This window comes from Amycolatopsis sp. WQ 127309 (genome assembly GCF_023023025.1).
Classification (GTDB): Bacteria; Actinomycetota; Actinomycetes; order Mycobacteriales; family Pseudonocardiaceae; genus Amycolatopsis.
Genome location: NZ_CP095481.1, coordinates 2,235,588 through 2,251,362, shown reverse-complemented (window position 1 = coordinate 2,251,362; position 15,775 = coordinate 2,235,588). Strand labels below are relative to the sequence as shown.

At 71.4% G+C, this 15,775-nt stretch carries 17 protein-coding genes; 7 read left to right on the top strand and 10 right to left on the bottom strand.

Going from position 1 to position 15,775, the window contains the following annotated elements; genetic code table 11:
* Positions 1 to 5 precede the first annotated feature (5 nt).
* Complete coding sequence (gene dusB / locus MUY22_RS10175) at positions 6 to 1,145, bottom strand: tRNA dihydrouridine synthase DusB (protein WP_247059076.1); 1,140 nt, start codon at positions 1,143 to 1,145, stop codon at positions 6 to 8.
* A 111-nt stretch (positions 1,146 to 1,256) separates the two neighbouring features.
* On the opposite strand from dusB, the gene MUY22_RS10170 reads away from it, so the two are divergent.
* Positions 1,257 to 2,087 carry an SAM-dependent methyltransferase gene (locus MUY22_RS10170; protein ID WP_256475820.1) on the top strand — a complete coding sequence of 277 codons (831 nt, stop codon included), beginning with the start codon at positions 1,257 to 1,259 and terminating at the stop codon, positions 2,085 to 2,087.
* A 6-nt stretch (positions 2,088 to 2,093) separates the two neighbouring features.
* Here MUY22_RS10170 and MUY22_RS10165 read toward each other — a convergent pair whose 3' ends face one another.
* On the bottom strand, positions 2,094 to 2,507 hold the full coding sequence (locus tag MUY22_RS10165; RefSeq protein ID WP_247059072.1) for a MarR family winged helix-turn-helix transcriptional regulator: 414 nt from the start codon (positions 2,505 to 2,507) through the stop codon (positions 2,094 to 2,096).
* Positions 2,508 to 2,559: 52 nt separating this feature from the next.
* Between MUY22_RS10165 and MUY22_RS10160 the strand changes: the two genes are divergently transcribed.
* The 4 genes from MUY22_RS10160 (at position 2,560) to MUY22_RS10145 (ending at position 6,567) form a co-directional block, all read left to right on the top strand.
* Positions 2,560 to 3,156, top strand: coding sequence for a TIGR03086 family metal-binding protein (locus MUY22_RS10160; RefSeq protein ID WP_247059070.1), 597 nt, complete (start codon positions 2,560 to 2,562; stop codon positions 3,154 to 3,156).
* On the top strand, positions 3,153 to 4,118 hold the full coding sequence (locus tag MUY22_RS10155; RefSeq protein WP_247059068.1) for a Gfo/Idh/MocA family protein: 966 nt from the start codon (positions 3,153 to 3,155) through the stop codon (positions 4,116 to 4,118). Before MUY22_RS10160 ends, MUY22_RS10155 begins: the two co-directional genes overlap by 4 nt.
* Before the next feature lie 60 nt (positions 4,119 to 4,178).
* Positions 4,179 to 6,101, top strand: a complete 1,923-nt coding sequence (locus tag MUY22_RS10150) for a DUF2339 domain-containing protein (RefSeq protein WP_247059065.1) — start codon at positions 4,179 to 4,181, stop codon at positions 6,099 to 6,101.
* Between the two features lie 73 nt (positions 6,102 to 6,174).
* Positions 6,175 to 6,567 (top strand): TIGR03667 family PPOX class F420-dependent oxidoreductase, encoded by a 393-nt coding sequence (locus tag MUY22_RS10145; RefSeq protein WP_247059063.1) that lies wholly within the window; start codon positions 6,175 to 6,177, stop codon positions 6,565 to 6,567.
* A 7-nt stretch (positions 6,568 to 6,574) separates the two neighbouring features.
* Here MUY22_RS10145 and MUY22_RS10140 read toward each other — a convergent pair whose 3' ends face one another.
* Complete coding sequence (locus MUY22_RS10140; RefSeq protein ID WP_247059061.1) at positions 6,575 to 7,132, bottom strand: superoxide dismutase; 558 nt, start codon at positions 7,130 to 7,132, stop codon at positions 6,575 to 6,577.
* A 106-nt stretch (positions 7,133 to 7,238) separates the two neighbouring features.
* Here MUY22_RS10140 and MUY22_RS10135 point away from each other — a divergent pair, with 106 nt between their 5' ends.
* Positions 7,239 to 7,742: a DUF6328 family protein gene (locus MUY22_RS10135; protein WP_247059059.1), complete on the top strand. Its 504-nt coding sequence runs from the start codon at positions 7,239 to 7,241 to the stop codon at positions 7,740 to 7,742.
* Here the strand turns inward: MUY22_RS10135 and MUY22_RS10130 are convergent.
* Positions 7,718 to 8,110, bottom strand: coding sequence for a glyoxalase/bleomycin resistance/extradiol dioxygenase family protein (locus MUY22_RS10130; RefSeq protein ID WP_247059057.1), 393 nt, complete (start codon positions 8,108 to 8,110; stop codon positions 7,718 to 7,720). The two genes, MUY22_RS10135 and MUY22_RS10130, sit on opposite strands and share 25 nt — an antisense overlap.
* 141 nt (positions 8,111 to 8,251) lie before the next feature.
* On the opposite strand from MUY22_RS10130, the gene helR reads away from it, so the two are divergent.
* Positions 8,252 to 10,456: an RNA polymerase recycling motor ATPase HelR gene (gene helR / locus MUY22_RS10125; protein WP_247059055.1), complete on the top strand. Its 2,205-nt coding sequence runs from the start codon at positions 8,252 to 8,254 to the stop codon at positions 10,454 to 10,456.
* 46 nt (positions 10,457 to 10,502) lie between these two features.
* Here the strand turns inward: helR and MUY22_RS10120 are convergent, their stop codons facing one another.
* From MUY22_RS10120 to MUY22_RS10095, 6 genes are all read right to left on the bottom strand, one after another.
* Positions 10,503 to 10,979: an Lrp/AsnC family transcriptional regulator gene (locus tag MUY22_RS10120; RefSeq protein ID WP_247059053.1), complete on the bottom strand. Its 477-nt coding sequence runs from the start codon at positions 10,977 to 10,979 to the stop codon at positions 10,503 to 10,505.
* 291 nt (positions 10,980 to 11,270) lie between these two features.
* Positions 11,271 to 12,614: a diaminopimelate decarboxylase gene (lysA, locus tag MUY22_RS10115; RefSeq protein WP_247059051.1), complete on the bottom strand. Its 1,344-nt coding sequence runs from the start codon at positions 12,612 to 12,614 to the stop codon at positions 11,271 to 11,273.
* Between the two features lie 325 nt (positions 12,615 to 12,939).
* Positions 12,940 to 13,098, bottom strand: coding sequence for a DUF6307 family protein (locus MUY22_RS10110; RefSeq protein WP_247059049.1), 159 nt, complete (start codon positions 13,096 to 13,098; stop codon positions 12,940 to 12,942).
* Positions 13,095 to 13,301 carry an RGCVC family protein gene (locus MUY22_RS10105; protein ID WP_247059047.1) on the bottom strand — a complete coding sequence of 69 codons (207 nt, stop codon included), beginning with the start codon at positions 13,299 to 13,301 and terminating at the stop codon, positions 13,095 to 13,097. Before MUY22_RS10105 ends, MUY22_RS10110 begins: the two co-directional genes overlap by 4 nt.
* Positions 13,298 to 14,335 (bottom strand): acyl-CoA desaturase, encoded by a 1,038-nt coding sequence (locus tag MUY22_RS10100; RefSeq protein ID WP_247059044.1) that lies wholly within the window; start codon positions 14,333 to 14,335, stop codon positions 13,298 to 13,300. Before MUY22_RS10100 ends, MUY22_RS10105 begins: the two co-directional genes overlap by 4 nt.
* Before the next feature lie 479 nt (positions 14,336 to 14,814).
* Positions 14,815 to 15,720, bottom strand: coding sequence for a dihydrodipicolinate synthase family protein (locus MUY22_RS10095; protein WP_247059042.1), 906 nt, complete (start codon positions 15,718 to 15,720; stop codon positions 14,815 to 14,817).
* Positions 15,721 to 15,775: the final 55 nt, after the last annotated feature.

Below are 15,775 nucleotides of genomic sequence, written 5' to 3'. Positions count from 1 at the left end.
CTGATTCAGCCGCCGGAGTGCATGTCTTCCGTTTCCGGGACGCAGTCGTCGTCCGGGTCGTTCAGCCAGCCGTGGGGGAGCGTGACCTTGCCCGGGGAGCCCTGGCGCCCACGCGGGCCGTCGGCGTTCGCTGGGAACGGGGCGTCGTGGTCCAGCCTGCCGATCAGGTCGTCCAGTTCCGGCAGGCCCGACACCATCGCGAACCCGCGGCGCAGCTCGGCGCCGACCGGGAAGTTCATGAAGTACCAGGCCATGTGCTTGCGCAGGTCGCGCAGGGCCTTGGTCTCGCCGTCGTGCTGGATGAGCAGCTCGGCGTGGCGGCGCAGGACTCGCGACACCTCGCCCAGCGTCGGCGGGGTCGGCAGCGGGCGGCCCGCGAACGCCGCTTCCAGCTCGCCGAACAGCCACGGGCGGCCCAGGCAGCCGCGGCCGACGACGACGCCGTCGCAACCCGTCTCCGAGACCATGCGCAGGGCGTCGGCGGCGGAGAAGATGTCGCCGTTGCCCAGCACCGGGATGGTGGTGACGGCTTCCTTCAGCGCCGTGATCTTCGTCCAGTCGGCCTGGCCCGAGTAGCGCTGCGCCGCCGTGCGCGCGTGCAGGCTGACGGCCGCCGCGCCTTCGGCTTCCGCGATGCGGCCGGCGTCGAGGTAGGTCAGGTGGTCGTCGTCGATGCCGACGCGGAACTTCACGGTGAAGGGGACGTCGCCGGCCGCGGCCGCGGACTCGCGCACGATGTCGGCGAACAGCTTCCGCTTGAACGGCAGCGCCGCCCCGCCGCCCTTGCGCGTCACCTTCGCGACCGGGCAGCCGAAGTTGGAGTCGATGTGGTCGGCGAGACCCTCGCCGACGATGATCCGGACGGCTTCGGCCATGGTCTTCGGGTCGACGCCGTAGAGCTGCATGGACCGGGGCTTTTCGTGCTCGCCGAAGGTCATCATGTGCATGGTCCCGGGGTGCCGTTCGACGACGGCCCGCGCGGTGATCATCTCGCACACGTAGATCCCCGCGCCGTACTCGGCACAGAGCTGCCGGAAGGCGACGTTGGTGATCCCGGCCATGGGTGCGAGCACGACCGGCGGATCGACCTCGTACGGGCCGATCTTCAGGGCGGGCTTGCTCAGGGTGGCGGTCACGTCCTCCATTGTCGCTTGTGGTGTCGGTCACGTCGACCAGGGGCCGGAAGCGCCGCGCGCCTTCACGCGGCAGACCGGTTCCACTACTCTGGGTGCGATCTTCGTCACCGGAACAGGGAGATGGTCGTGGCTGCCGGACTCAATGCGCCGGTCGGGGTGGATCCGAGCCGGGCGAGCATTGCCCGGATGTACGACTTCGTCCTCGGTGGGAAGGACAACTACCAGGTCGACCGGGACGAGCTCGCGCGGCTGCAGCAAGTGATGCCCGAAGTCGCGGACCTCGCGCTGGAGAACCGGCGGTACCTGATCCGCGTCTGCCGGTTCCTCGCCGAACGCGCCGGGATCGAGCAGTACCTCGACTGCGGCTCCGGCCTGCCGACCACCGAGAACGTGCACCAGGTCGTGCAGCGCGTCGAGAAGCTGTCGAAGGTCGTCTACGTCGACAACGACCCGGTCGTCGTCGCGCACGGGCGGGCGCTGCTCGAAGAGAACGACCGGACGCGGTTCATCGCCGGCGACATCTTCGAGCCCGAGACGATCCTGAGCCACGACCTCGTGCGCGAGCACCTCGACTGGTCGCGGCCGATCGCGTTGATGTTCGTGGCCACGCTGCACCACCACAAGGGCGATCGGCACCGCCCCGCCGAGATCATGCGCGAGTACGTCGACGCGCTGCCCTCGGGTTCCTACGTCGCCCTTTCGCACCTGTTCGACCCCGGCGAGGGCGGCGACCACGAGACGATGGCGGCCTTCCAGCAGGCCGTCGCCGGCGGTTCCCTTGGCGGCGCCACCGCGCGCACCGAGCAGGAGATCAAGGACCTGTTGCCCGGCCTGGAGATCGTCGACCCGGGGATCACGCTGCTCGCGAACTGGTGGCCGGACGGCCCGAGCCTCAAGCCGCTCAACTCCGCCCAGCGGCTCATCGCCGGCGTCGTCGCCCGCAAGCCCTGACGCGGGCTACTCCGCGGCGAGCGCCTGTGCCGCGCGGAGGAACGCCGCCCGGTCGGCCGCGGGCAACCGCGCCAGCAACCGTTCTTCCTTGGCCTGGATCCGGTCCTGCGCGGCCCGTCGCCGCTCCCGGCCCGTCTCGGTGATCGCCAGCAGGCGGACGCGGCGGTCGGCCGGGTCCGGCTCGCGGCTGATCAGCCCCGCGTCCTGCAGCTCGTCGAGCGTGCCGATGATCCGCGTCTTGTCCGCGCCGATCGCCTGGGCGAGCGCCGCCTGGGTGCGCACCGGGCTGTCGTCGAGCGCGCTGAGCACGACGTAACCCCACATGCTCAGCCGGTGCTCCTCGAGCACCGGCGTCTCCAGCGCGACCAGGCTGCGCACCAGTCCGCCGAGCATCGCCGCGAGATCCGGTCGCTCCGCCATGAGCTGACCCTAGCCGCTTGACAGATAATAAGCGTGCGTAGACGATAGGCGAATGCTTATCAATGAACTCGACGCCGTCGCCACCCGGACCAGCCTCGATCTCGTCGCCCGCAGCACGCCGGCCGACTTCGCCAAGCCGACACCGTGCGCGGCCTGGACCCTCTACGGCCTCGTCGCCCACATGACCACCCAGAACCTCGGGTTCGCCGCCGCGGCGGGCGGTGACGGCGACCTCGGCCGCTGGAAGCTCGTCTCCCTCGGCGACGACCCGATCGCCACCTACCGCGACTCCGTGGAGCAGGTCCTGGACGCCTTCGCGGCCATCGACCGCGAGGAGATCCCGCTGCCGGAGTTCAGCACCGAGGTCACCTTCCGCCCGGAGCAGGCGCTCGGCTTCCACTTCGTCGACTACGTCGTGCACTCCTGGGACGTCGCGCGCACGCTCGGCCTGCCGGTCCGCTTCGACCAGGACGTCCTCGACGCCGCGCTGCGCATCACCGCGTCCGTCCCGGGTGGACAGTCCCGGCTCGCGCCCGGTGCGGCCTTCGGACCGGCCGTCGACGCGGGCGAGCTGTCCGGGTTGGACCGCGTCGTCGCGCTGCTCGGCCGTTCGCCGAGGTGGCCGGAGGACCTAGAGTCGGTGGCATGACGACCACACCCCTGCGCTGGGGAATCATGGGCACCGGCGGGATCGCGAGCGCTTTCGCGGAAGACCTGGAGCTGACCGGCTCCGGCGTCGTCGCCGCCGTCGGGTCGCGCACGGCCGAGAGCGCGGCCGCCTTCGCCGACCGGCTCGGCGTCGAAACCCGGCACAGCAGCTACGAAGCCCTCGCTAACGATCCTGACGTCGATGTCGTCTACGTCGCGACGCCGCACCCGCTGCACCACGGCAACGCGCGGCTCGCGCTCGAAGCCGGCAAGCCCGTGCTCGTCGAGAAGCCGTTCACGATGAACGCCGAGGAGGCGCGGGACCTCGTCGCGCTGGCCCGGGAGCGCGGCCTCTTCCTGATGGAGGCGATGTGGACGCGCTTCCTGCCGCACATCCGGCACGTCCGGGAGCTGCTGCCGCGGCTCGGCGACGTCGTCACGGTCACCGCCGACCACGGCCAGTGGTTCGCCGAGGACCCGGCTTTCCGGCTGTTCGCGCCGGAACTGGGCGGCGGCGCCCTGCTGGACCTGGGGATCTACCCGGTTTCGTTCGCGTCGATGATCCTCGGCGCGCCCGATCGCGTCCTCAGCATGGTCGCGCCCGCGTTCACCGGCGTCGATGCGCAGACGTCGATGCTGTTCGGCTACGCCGGTGGCGCGCAGGCCGTGCTGAGCTGCACGTTGCGCGCGGTCTCGCCGACCTCGGCGACGATCGTCGGCACGGACGCGCGGATCGAGATCGAGGGCCCGTTCTACGCGCCCGCGTCGTTCACGCTCATCCCGCGCGAAGGCGACCGGAGCCGCTTCGAGTACGTCGACGAGGGCCGCGGCCTGCGGCACCAGGCCGACGAGGTGGCGCTGCGGCTGGCCGCCGGGGAGACCGAGAGCCCGCACATGCCGCTCGACGAGACGGTCTCGATCATGACCACGATGGACCGGGTGGTGGCCGCGACCAGGACGTGACCGGGGTTTGAGTAGTGCTACGGATCCGCAGGTGGGGGCCGGTGCGTGACGCTGTCCGGTATGACCACCGAAGCGAATGTGCTCCTCCGGCTCGCCGGCGAGATCGACGACCTGGGGCGTCGGCTCGCAGTGGTGGGTTCCGAACTGCGGACCGCGCAGGGCGAGCCGGTGCCGCCGAAGCAGGCTGAAGCGCCGAAGCCGACCGAAGCGCCGAAGCAGGCCGAAGCGCAGAAGCAGGCCGAAGCGCAGAAGCCTGCTGAGCAGCCGAAACCGCAGCCGCAGGCCGCGCCGCAGCAGCCGCCGCGGCAGGCCGTGCCGCCGCAGCCCCAACCGCAGCCCCAGCCCCAGCCCCAGATGCCGCCGCCGTGGCCGCCGCAGTACCAGTGGCAGCCGCCCCAGCCGCCGCCGCAGCAGCGGTACTTCACGCCGCAGCCGCCGTACCAGCCCGTGCCGCGTCAGACGCTGGGCGAGAAGCTCGGCAAGGAGGGCGCGGGCAGCCGGGTGCTGGCCTGGGTCGGCGGCGGCGTCACGCTGCTCGGCGTCGTCCTGCTGCTGGTCCTGGCCGTGCAGCGGGGCTGGCTCGGGCCGCTGCCGCGGGTGCTCATCGGCGCCGCCTTCGGGCTGGCGCTGACCGGCACCGGCGTGTGGCTGCACCGCAAGCCCGCCGGCCGCACCGGCGCGTTCGCGCTGGCCGCCACCGGCATCGCGACGCTCTACCTGGACGCCGTCGCGGCGACGTCGCTGTACGAGTACCTGCCGGTGCTCGCCGGGCTCGCGATCGGGCTGGCCATCACCGTCGGCGGGCTGCTCGTGGCCGTGCGCTGGGAGTCGCCGCTGCTGGCTTCCGCCGTCGTCATCGGCTGTGTCGTCTGCGCGCCGATGATCACCGGCGGCTTCACCGCGGAACTGGTCACCTTCCTGCTGATGGTCCAGCTAGCGACGACGCCGGTGCGGCTGCGCCGTGACTGGTCGTCGCTGACGCTGGCCGCCGGGATCCCGCCGCTGCTCGCGTCCGTGATCGCCACCGCGGTCGCGGGTTCGGGCGGCAGCTGGGCCACCACGGCCGCGGCGGCCGGCACCTCGGTCGTCGGGATCGCGCTCGCGCTGATCGTCCTGCGCCGCCGGGAAAACGACCCCGCCGCGCTCGCGGTGCTGGCGACGGCGGTCGTGCCGACGCTGGTCGCCGCGCTGCTGCTGCCGAAGGTCCAGGCCGTGCCGGTCGCGGCCGGGGCGGGCGTCGTGCTGCTCGCCGTGTGGGCCACGCGCAAGTTCTGGCACGGGCTCGCCGGGCAGCTGGCCGGGCTCGCCGGCCTGCTGGCGATCCTGCAGGCGACGGTCACGCAGTTCGACGGCCCGGCCCGCGCCGGGGTGCTGCTGGGCGAGGCGCTGCTGCTCGTCGTGGCCGCGCTGGGCGGGCGCAACCGCCTCGCGCTCGGTGCCGCGCTCGGCTTCGCGACCCTCGGCGGCCTGATCGGCGTGTTCTTCGACGTGACGCCGGCGCTGCTGATCGTCTCGCGCCCGCGGTCGGCCGCCGACCTGGCCGGCGCGCTCGTGGTGTCGCTGCTGATCCTCGCCGTGTCGATCGCGCTGCCGTGGGTGGCGGCGCGGCTGGAGATCTTCAAGGGCCCGTCCGACGACCTGCCCATCTGGCTGCTGGCCGGGATCGCGGCGCTGTACGGCGCCGGCGGGCTCGTGCTGAGCGGGTCGATGCTGGCGCTGCCCGGGCGCGCCGGGTTCCTGCTGGGCCACGCGCTGATCACGGTGTCGTGGACGGTCGCCGCGCTCGTCCTGCTGCTGCGCGGCATCGAGCTGGTCGCGCTGCGCGTGATCGGCTTGATCCTGGTCGGCGCCGCGGTGCTGAAGCTGGTGCTGTTCGACCTCTCGGCGCTGGACGGCCTCGCCCGCGTCGGCGCGTTCCTCGGTGCCGGGCTGGTGCTCCTGGCGGCCGGGTCGCGGTACGCGCGGCGCGTCGCCTCGCGCTGAGCGGGAAGAAATTGTCGGTGCCCCGTGGTTACCTGGATCACAAGTCCGACCGACCTCAGGGGAGCACGAAGCCATGGCCGCACCGAAACTCGCCGACCGCGCCGGGGAACCGATCGGCTGGCTGACCACTGTGACGCCGAAGGGGCGGCCCGCGCCACGGCCGGTGTGGTTCGTGCTCGACGGCGACGACATCCTGGTGTTCAGCCGGCCGGACACCGCGAAGCTGCGGCACATCGAGGCGAACCCCGAAGTCACGCTGAACCTCAACAGCGACGACCACGGCGGTTCGATCCTCGTGGTGAACGGGAAAGCGCAGATCGAGGCGGGCAAGGCCTCGGAAGCGCCCGGGTACCTCGACAAGTACGGCTCCCGCTACAGCGCCATCGGCTTCGAGACGCCGGAAGCGTTCGACGCCGCGTACTCCGTCCGCATCCGCGTGGTGCCCGAGCGGTCCTGGGGGTTCTAGCGGAGGTCTAGAAGGCGACGTCCAGGCAGGCGAGGCGGGCGCCGGCGGTGCCCGCGTGGCCCGGGTCGGTGTGCGTGTGGGTTTCGTGGACCACCACGGAGCCCGCCCGCCGCGCGCCGAACGTCCAGTCCACAGTGGACCGCGCGAAGCCGGTGCCCAGCCGGTCGGTGCTGAAGTCGAGCCAGATCTCGTTGCGGGGGTTCGCGTACGCGGGGTCGGCGGACGGCTTCACCGGGTCCGGCACGTGCTGGAAGTGCGGCCCGGCGGCGTCACCGGTGGCGCCGCACCGCTGTGCGTGCGCGTGGGCGCCGTAGGAGTGGCCCGGCAGCAGCCCGGTGACGACGAAGGAGGTCGTCGTGCCCGCGTGGGCGGTCGAGAGGCTGAACACGTGGGCCCGGGCGCCGAGCGGGACGAGGTCGGGGCGGTAGGTCACCGCGTGCGCGCCGGGGGCGTACGCGGTGAACGTGCCGCCCGCGGTCACGGCGGGCACGGGTGACGCGGCGGCGACGCCGGGAACCAGGACAGCGAGAGCGGCGGCCAGGACGACGGAGGGGAGAAGGCGCATGGTGCTTCTTTAGCGGGCCTGCTCAGGGCGCCGCCATGATCATCACGCCAACGAGTGATGCTCTTCTCAGAGAGTGGGCGTTGCCGGGGCCGCGTATCGTCCCCCTGTGCCCGAACACACCGGTGAAACCCGCAACCAGCAGCTGACGCGCAACGTCGGCGAGCTGCTGCAGGAGCTGCGGGTGGCGCAGGCCGGCGTGCAGATCCTCTTCGGCTTCCTGCTGTCGGTCGTGTTCACCGACCGGTTCCACAACGCCAGCGGCTTCGAGAAGTCGCTGCACCTGACCGCGGTGATGCTCTCGGTCGCGGCGACGGCGTTGCTGACCGCGCCCGCGGCGTGGCACCGGCTGCTGTTCCGCACGGGCAGCCGTGAGCGGATCCTGACCGTCGGCAACCGGTTCGTGCTGGTGGGGCTCGTCTGCCTGGCCCTGGCGATCACGTCGACCGTCGCGCTCATCGCGAAGGTGGTCTACGGCGAACCCGCGATGATCGTCGTCGCGGTGCTCACGCTGCTGATCTTCGGCGTGCTGTGGTTCGCCATCCCGTTCCGGCTGCACCCGGCCGACGACGATCCGCTGGAGGACGCTCAGCCGACGGGCCCGCCCACGTAGAGCGTGTCCTCCTGGACGAAGCAGAGCGGGTTGCCGAACGGATCGTCGGCGTAGAAGGAGCGTTCGCCCCAGAACTGCGTCGCGATGCTGTCGTCGAGCCACCGCGGCCCGGCGGCCCGCACCCGCTCGAAGACCGCGTCGACGTCGTCGACCGCGAGGTAGACGATCCGCGGGTCCCTGGCGGGCCGGGCTTCCCGGTGTTCGAGCGGCGCTTCGACGCAGGCGAGCACCACGCCGCCGCAGGTGAAGTAGTGCCGGTTGAGCGCGACCCGCTCGCCGGGGTCGCCGATGACCCGCGCGTAGAACGCGACCGCCGCCTCGATGTCGTCGACGGGCTGGATCAACCGGAACACCCGTGGACCGCTCATGCGTTGAGACAGTACCGGTGCTCACCGGTCGTCCGGCTGAAGCCCTTGACAGCGGGTGGACAATAAAAAATCGACGTGTTCTCCATAAAGAATGAGAGAACCCGCCGAATGTGTTGTCAGTCTAACCGCTGTGAGGGGAACTTGTCAAATCTGGGGTACGACGAGGAATTGCGGGCCGAACGCGCGTACACGGCCGAGCTGTACGCGCGTCTCGACCGTGAACGCGCGCAGGCGGCGGCCCGCTTTCGGGCCGCACTGGGGGAAACCGGGATCGCGCTGGTCGAGCGCGACGCCGACGTGCGCGTCCGGGCGCGCGAGACGGCACGGCTGAACGTCGTCGACAACGGGCTCTGCTTCGGCAGGCTCGACGCCGTTTCGGGAGAACGGAGTTACATCGGCCGGATCGGCATCTTCGACAGCGAAAACGACTACGAACCGCTGCTGCTCGATTGGCGGGCGCCGGCGTCGCGCGCGTTCTACGTCGCGACGGCGGCGTCGCCGGAAGACATGCGGCGACGGCGTCAGTTCCACACGATGGGCCGCCGGATCGACGACTTCACCGACGAGGTGTTCGGCCGTCCCGGCGATCACGAGCGCGGTGACGCGGCCCTGCTGGCGGCCGTCAACGCGCCGCGGGGTGCGGGGATGCGCGACATCGTCGCGACGATCCAGGCCGAGCAGGACGAGATCATCCGGCTCGGCCACGCGGGCGTGCTGGTCGTCGAAGGCGGGCCCGGCACCGGCAAGACCGCGGTCGCGCTGCACCGGGTGGCCTACCTGCTCTACACCCAGCGCGAGCGGATGTCGCGCAGCGGCGTGCTGGTGGTCGGGCCGAGCCCGGTGTTCCTGGACCACATCGGCCGCGTGCTGCCGTCGCTCGGCGAGTCGGACGTCGTGTTCCTGACCACCGGCGGCCTCGTGCCGGGCCTGCGCGTCACCGCCGAGGACGCACCGGAGGTGGCCAAGCTCAAGGGCTCGCTGAAGATCCTCGACGTGCTCGCGGCGGCGGTCGCCGACCGGCAGAAGGTGCCCGACGAGCCGGTGCCGGTCGAGCTGGCCGACGTCACGGTCGACCTCGACGAGGACGTCGCCGACGAGGCGCGGACCGAGGCGCGGCGGACGGGGCTGCCGCACAACGAGGCCCGCGCGGTGTTCCGCGAGACCGTCGCCCGGATCCTCACCGAGCGGGCGGTGGCGGAGATCGGCGAAGGCTGGCTGAGCCGGGAGGACGAAGGCGCGTGGGAGAACCTGCGCGCCGACGTCCGCGAAGAGCTGGCGGAGCACGAAGAACTCGCCTCGGTGGTCGACGCGCTGTGGCCGTCGCTGACGCCGGAGACGTTGCTGGCGCCGTTGTACCTGTCCCCGCGCCGGCTCCGGGCCGCCGGGGCCGACCCGTCGCTGGCCCGCGCGGACGGCATGGCCTGGACGGTGTCGGACGTCCCGCTGCTCGACGAGCTGGCCGACCTGCTCGGCCGCGACGACGCCGCCGAACGCGCCGCCGCGAAGCGGCAGGCGGAGGAGGACGCCGAGTACGCCGGCGGCGTCATGGACCTCCTCGAGCTGGACCGCGAGGAGCTGGACGAAGACGTCCAGCTGGTCGCCACGGACCTGCTCTACGCCGAGGACCTCGCCGGCCGGTTCGCCGAGCGCGACACCCGTGACCTCGCCGAACGCGCGGTCGAGGACCGCGACTGGACGTACGGGCACGTCGTCGTCGACGAGGCGCAGGAACTGTCCGAAATGGACTGGCGGGTGCTGATGCGGCGGTGCCCGAGCCGGTCGTTCACGATCGTCGGCGACCTCGCGCAGCGGCGGTCGGCGGCCGGGGCGACGGCCTGGGCGCCGGTGCTCGCGCCGTACGTCCGCGACCGCTGGCTGTACCGGGAGCTGACCGTGAACTACCGCACGCCGGCGGAGATCATGACCGTCGCCGGCAAGCTGCTCGCGGAGTTCGCGCCGGACGCGCGGCTGCCGGAGTCGGTGCGCGCGAGCGGGGTCCGGCCGTGGTCCAGACAAGTTGCGGAGGGCGACTTGCAAGGCGCCATCGACGAATTCGACCGCGACGAAGGCGGCCGGGAAGGCACGAGTGTCGTGATCGGCCCGGCGGGGGTGCCGGGCACGGTCCCGCCGTCGGCGACCAAGGGCCTCGAGTTCGACGCCGTTCTCGTCGTCGAGCCCGAGCGGATCCTGGCCGAAGGGCCGCGTGGCGCGGCCGAGCTGTACGTCGCCCTCACCCGCGCCACGCAGCGCCTCGGTGTCCTCCACCGGGACGCGCTGCCGTCGTCGCTGACCGGGCTCGCGGAGGCCGGGGTGCCGGTTTCCGCGGGGTACCGCCGGTTCCTGTAGCCGGACGGGGGTGGCGGGCTGGGTCTCGGCCCGTCATCCCCGGCCGTCACGCGGTGAGCCGGCCCCAGGCGTAGTTCTGCTTGGCCAGCTTCAGGTACACGAACAGCTCGGTGCCGGAGACACCCGGGATCTGCCGGATCTCCTCGCCGAGCACTTCGAGCATGTGGTCGTCGTCCCGGCAGACGAGTTCCGCCAGCAGGTCGTAGCGTCCGGCGCACAGCACGACGTAGTGGACGTGCGGCAGTTCGGACAGCTTGTCCGCCACCGCACGGGGATCCGCGCCGTCGACGCTGATCCCGACCATCGCCTGCCGCGTCAGATCGACGTTGGCGGGGTCCGTCACCGCGACGATCTGCATCAGGTCGTCGCGCAGCAATCGCTGCACCCGCTGGCGGACGGCACCCTCGGAAAGTCCGACCGCCTTGGCGAGCGCGGTGAACGAGGCCCGGCCGTCCTGCTGGAGCAGAGCGATCAGCGATCTGTCCGTATTGTCAAGTCCTCGCGCACGTGATTCGTCACCCATGCCGTCCCTCCCTGTGTTTCGGCATGTGATTTGTCAAGTGCGCAGCGTATCGAGACCTGACCAGAAAGCGAGAGCCCCAGGCCAGCTTCACGTGATCCGGCGTGCGCGCGGCGATCAGCCGAGGAATCGGTGGCCCGGGAGGAAAATCACAAGCCAATCCGAGGCTCTTCCGCGCGCCCGCGCACGGCCGGGGGCGCCTCTGGGGCGCTCCCGGGTCCCGTTCGGTGGCTCGTCGTCACCGAACCGGAACTCCAGGAGCACAAACGCATGCCGCGCGGGGCGGCGTCGTCCTCACCCGAGATCCCGCCGGCCGAGGTCTTCCTCGGTCTCGCGGCGCACCAGCAGCGTCGCGACGCCGTCCTTCACGCCGACCAGCGGCGGGCGGCCCACCTGGTTGTAGTTCGAGGCCAGCGAGTGGTGGTAGGCGCCGGTGCACGGCACGGCCAGCAGGTCACCGGCGTGCAGGTCGCCGGGCAGGAGGATGCCGTCGGCGAGGACGTCACCGGACTCGCAGTGCCGGCCGACGACGGTCACCGGGGCGCGCTTTTCCTTCGACCGGCGGCCGACCAGGCGCGTCGTGTAGCGCGCGCCGTAGAGCGACGGCCGCGCGTTGTCGCTCATGCCGCCGTCGACCGCGACGAACGTGCGGCTGCCGCGCTTGACCGCGCACACGCGGTACACCGTGATCCCGGCCGGCCCGACGATCGCCCGGCCGGGCTCGATCGTCAAGCGCGGCAACGGAAAACCGTGGGCCGCGCACTCGTACCCGAGCGCCACGCGCAGGCGTCGTGAGTAGCCGCCGAGGTCGAACGCGGGCTCGCCCCCGAAGTACGGGACGGCGTGGCCGCCGCCGAGGTCGAGCTCCCGCAGCGTGACGCCGTGGACGTCCCGGATCCGGACGAGCACCTCGGCCATCCGGCGCGCGGCGGCCTCGTACCGGTCGACGCGGGAGACCTGCGAGCCGATGTGGCAGTGCAGCCCGGCCAGCCGCAGCCCGGGCTGGGCGAGGACGGCCTTCACTGCGGCGTCGACGTTGTCCGGGACGCCGTCGAGCAGCGAAAAGCCGAACTTCTGGCCTTCGGTGCCGGTGCTGATCGACGCGTGCGCGCCGGCCGCGACACCCGGCGTCACGCGGATCATCACCTGCTGCGCGCCGTGGGCGAGCGCGCCGAGCTGCTCGATCTCGTCGAGCGAGTCGACGACGATCCGGCGGACGCCGTACTCGAGCGCGGCCTTCAGGTCTTCAGGCGTCTTCGCGTTGCCGTGCAACAGCATCCGCTCCGCGGGGAAGCCGACTCCGCGGGCGACCGCGATTTCGCCCGCGGAGCAGGTGTCGAGCGACAGCCCCTCTTCCGCGACCCAGCGCAGCACCGAGCGCGTGCACAGCGCCTTGCTCGCGTACGCGACTTCGACGTCCGGCAGCACGCGCCGGTACTCACGCGCGGTGTCGCGGACCTGCTGCTCGTCGATGAGGTAGGACGGCGTCCCGAAGCGAGCGGCGAGGTGGCTGACCTTCGCGCCGGCGAGGAGCAGCTCGCCGTCCTCGCCGAGTCGGGTGCTGCGCGGCCAGAGTCCTGGCTCGAGGTGATCGGCGGCCTCGCAGCCGAGGCTGGGAAGAAGCTCGCTGAGCGTCACGGTGTGCCTCCGGGCATCACGGCGGATCGGACTCCGTCAGGACACCTCTGCTTCGTTGCTCGCGGAGTACCTCCGAATGCCGTCCTGACGGGTTTCCGACGCCCGCTGACGTGTCCTTAACGCGCGAGTAACGTCGGCCACACCCTTGTTGACCTGCGAAGAGGTGACTTCCGGTGGCGGTGGTCGTCACGTGGGCTTCAGCGGGCGGGCCATCGCGGCGGTCCCGCGGATGCGGTTCGTGCGGGCCGACGGTGGCCCCGCCGTGGCGACGTACCTCCGCCACGACGGCGCGTTCACGCGTCCGGCCGTACTGCCGGACCGAGCGTCAGCGGACGGGCTCGGGCACGGTGTCGAGCTCGTGCACCATCCGCACGGCCAGCGCCAGTGCCTTGGTGTCGTTGAGCTTCGTGTCTTCCATGACGATGTTCTTGACGCGCTCGACGCGCAGGTCGTAGCGGCTGTGGTAGGAGGTCGACGCGGTCATCGTGATCCTTGTCCGGTGCTCTGTTTCTTCTGGTGGTCCTGTGCGGTACCGCAGACGCAGCCGCGGTCGACGCCCTGGCCGGCCGCGGTGGCGGCGCAGTAGCGGCGCGCGATGGCGTCGTGCGCGTCGAGGGGGTGCGGGCAGTTGGGGCACTGCGGACCTGTGGCGGACGTTTCGAGGGCGTCCGGGGCGGGGGCGGTCACGCCATCACCTTCTTCGCTCGTAGCGGTTCACCCGCTTCATGGAGGTGTTGCAGTACATAGCCGTAGGAGCGGGCCCAGCCGCACTCCGCGTAGGAAATCCCGTGCCGGTCGCAGAAGTCCCGGACGATGACCTGCGCGTGCTTGAGGTTCGGCCGGGGCATGCTCGGGAACAGGTGGTGCTCGATCTGGTAGTTCAGGCCGCCGAGGGCGAAGTCGACGACCGGGCCGCCGCGGACGTTGCGGGAGGTGAGCACCTGCTTGCGCAGGAAGTCCAGGGTGTGCCCGGCGGTCAGCATCTCCATGCCCTTGTGATTGGGCGCGAAGGAACAGCCCATGTACAGCCCCCAGAGGAACTGGTGCACGAGGACGAAGATGATCCCGGTGAGCGGGGAGAGCACGATGAACACGGCCGCGAGGTAGGCGGCGAGGTGCGCGATCAGCAGCGCGGACTCCAGCTTGCGCTTGCGGATGTCCTTGTTCAGCACCGCTTTCACGCTGGAGACGTGCAGGTTGAGGCCTTCGAGCAGCAGCAGCGGGAAGAACAGGAACGCCTGGTACTTCGCCATCCAGCGCAGGAAACCGCGTTTGCGCGCGCTCTGCGCCTTGCTGAACGCGAGCGCGGCGATGTCGACGTCCGGGTCTTCGTCCTCGTGGTTCGGGTTGGCGTGGTGGCGGGTGTGGGTGCCCATCCACCAGCCGTAGCTCAGCCCGGTGAGTCCACCGTGGACGAACCCGGTCGCGTCATTCGCCTTGCGGGTGCGGAAGATCTGCTTGTGGCCGGCGTCGTGCCCGATGAACGACAGCTGCGCGAACATCATCGCGAAGAACGCGGCGAGGAACAGCTGCCACCAGGAGTCGCCGAGGTAGACGAACGCGACCCAGCCGCCACCGAAGGCGGCGAGGTTCAACCCGATCCGCAGCACGTAGTAGCGCCGGCGCCGCTGGAGGAGGCCGGCGGCCTTGACGAGCCGGGAGAGTTCGGCGAAGTCGCTGCCGGTGGACACAGGGGTATCCGGGACTTGGGTGGCACTCATCGGCACAACCGCTCTGGTAAGTCGTAAAGGCTTGACCAGCAACGGTTTCCGGCCCCGACAGGGTCCGGGTCCGGTCCGGGAAAAGGGCACTGGGGCCTGGTCGCGGTGGTACCGCGTCCTCGGTCAAGCCTCTCACTCCGCCGCCGTATTGGCAATTCCCGCAGGTGGACGCCGAGGTGTACAGTCGGCCACATCGGGATGGCGGTGACGTACCGCACACCCGGAGCCTTCCGGCCGGGAGAAGTTCCGGCCGGGGACGGGAGCCGCGCCGGGCACGAGCCCGCGTGTATCGCAACCATGTCAGCCGTTCGGCTGGCGAGCAGCCGCCCGTGGTCGCGTAGAGCGACACCCGAGGCGCCCAGTGGGGTTGCTACCGCGAGGATCGCGCCCGGTGGACCCCTGTCGCAGGGTGGTTCGCCGGCGAGTCGTGGTTCGGCGTCATCGCACTTCCGGCCCGCCGGCGGGCCGCCATTCGCGCGTCACGAGAGCCCCCAGGACGAGAGCAGGCCGAAGAGCCGTTCCCGCTCGCCCGCCGTCAGCAGCCGGCTGGGCGGCCGGACGTCCGGGCGGCACAAGCCGAGCTGGGCGAGCGCGTCCTTCACGACGCTGACGTTGTTGGCGTTCCCGTTGGCCGCACGGAGTTCTTCGAACGGCCGGATGCGTTCCCAGACGGCCATCGCCGCCGGGTAGTCCCCTGTGGACAGTGCGTGGAACATGCCGAGCGAGATCGCCGGGTCGACGTTCACCAGCCCGGACGTGAACCCGGTCGCGCCCACGGCGAAGTAGCCGGGGGCGGAGAGCTCGGCCAGCCCGGCGATCCACACGAACCGTTCGAAGCCGGCGTCCCGCGCGACCGAACCGAAACGCACCGGGTCGGGCACCGCGTACTTCACGCCGATGACGTTCGGTGCCGCGACACCCAGCGCGTGCAGCTGGTCGCCGCCGATCGCGGGGTTGCGCACGTAGAGCACCACGCCGAGCTCCGGCACCGCGCCGGCGATCGCGGCGTGGTAGTCGACCCAGCCGTCGCCGGAGACGTACGGGTGCACCGGCTGGTGGATCATGATCATGTCCGCGCCGGAGTCCCGCGCGTGCCGCGCGGCCCGCGTCGCCGACGCGACGTCGTGCCCGATCCCGGCGAGCACACCGGCTCGCCCGGCTACGGCTTCGACGGTGACTTCGAGGCACTGCCGGGCCTCACCGGCGTCGAGCGCGTAGAACTCGCCGGTGTTCCCGTTGGGTGTCACGACCTCGATGCCGCCGGTGACCAGCCGGTCCACGAGCTTCGCGTAGGTCGGGCCGTCGACGGCGCCCTCGGCGTCGAACGGCGTGACCGGGATGGCCACCACCCCGGAAAGCCGCTGCCTCTGCTGCTCGAACGTCATCGGGCCCCTTCCGGATCACGGTCACCATGGTCGTCGCGGCCGGCCGGAAAGGCGC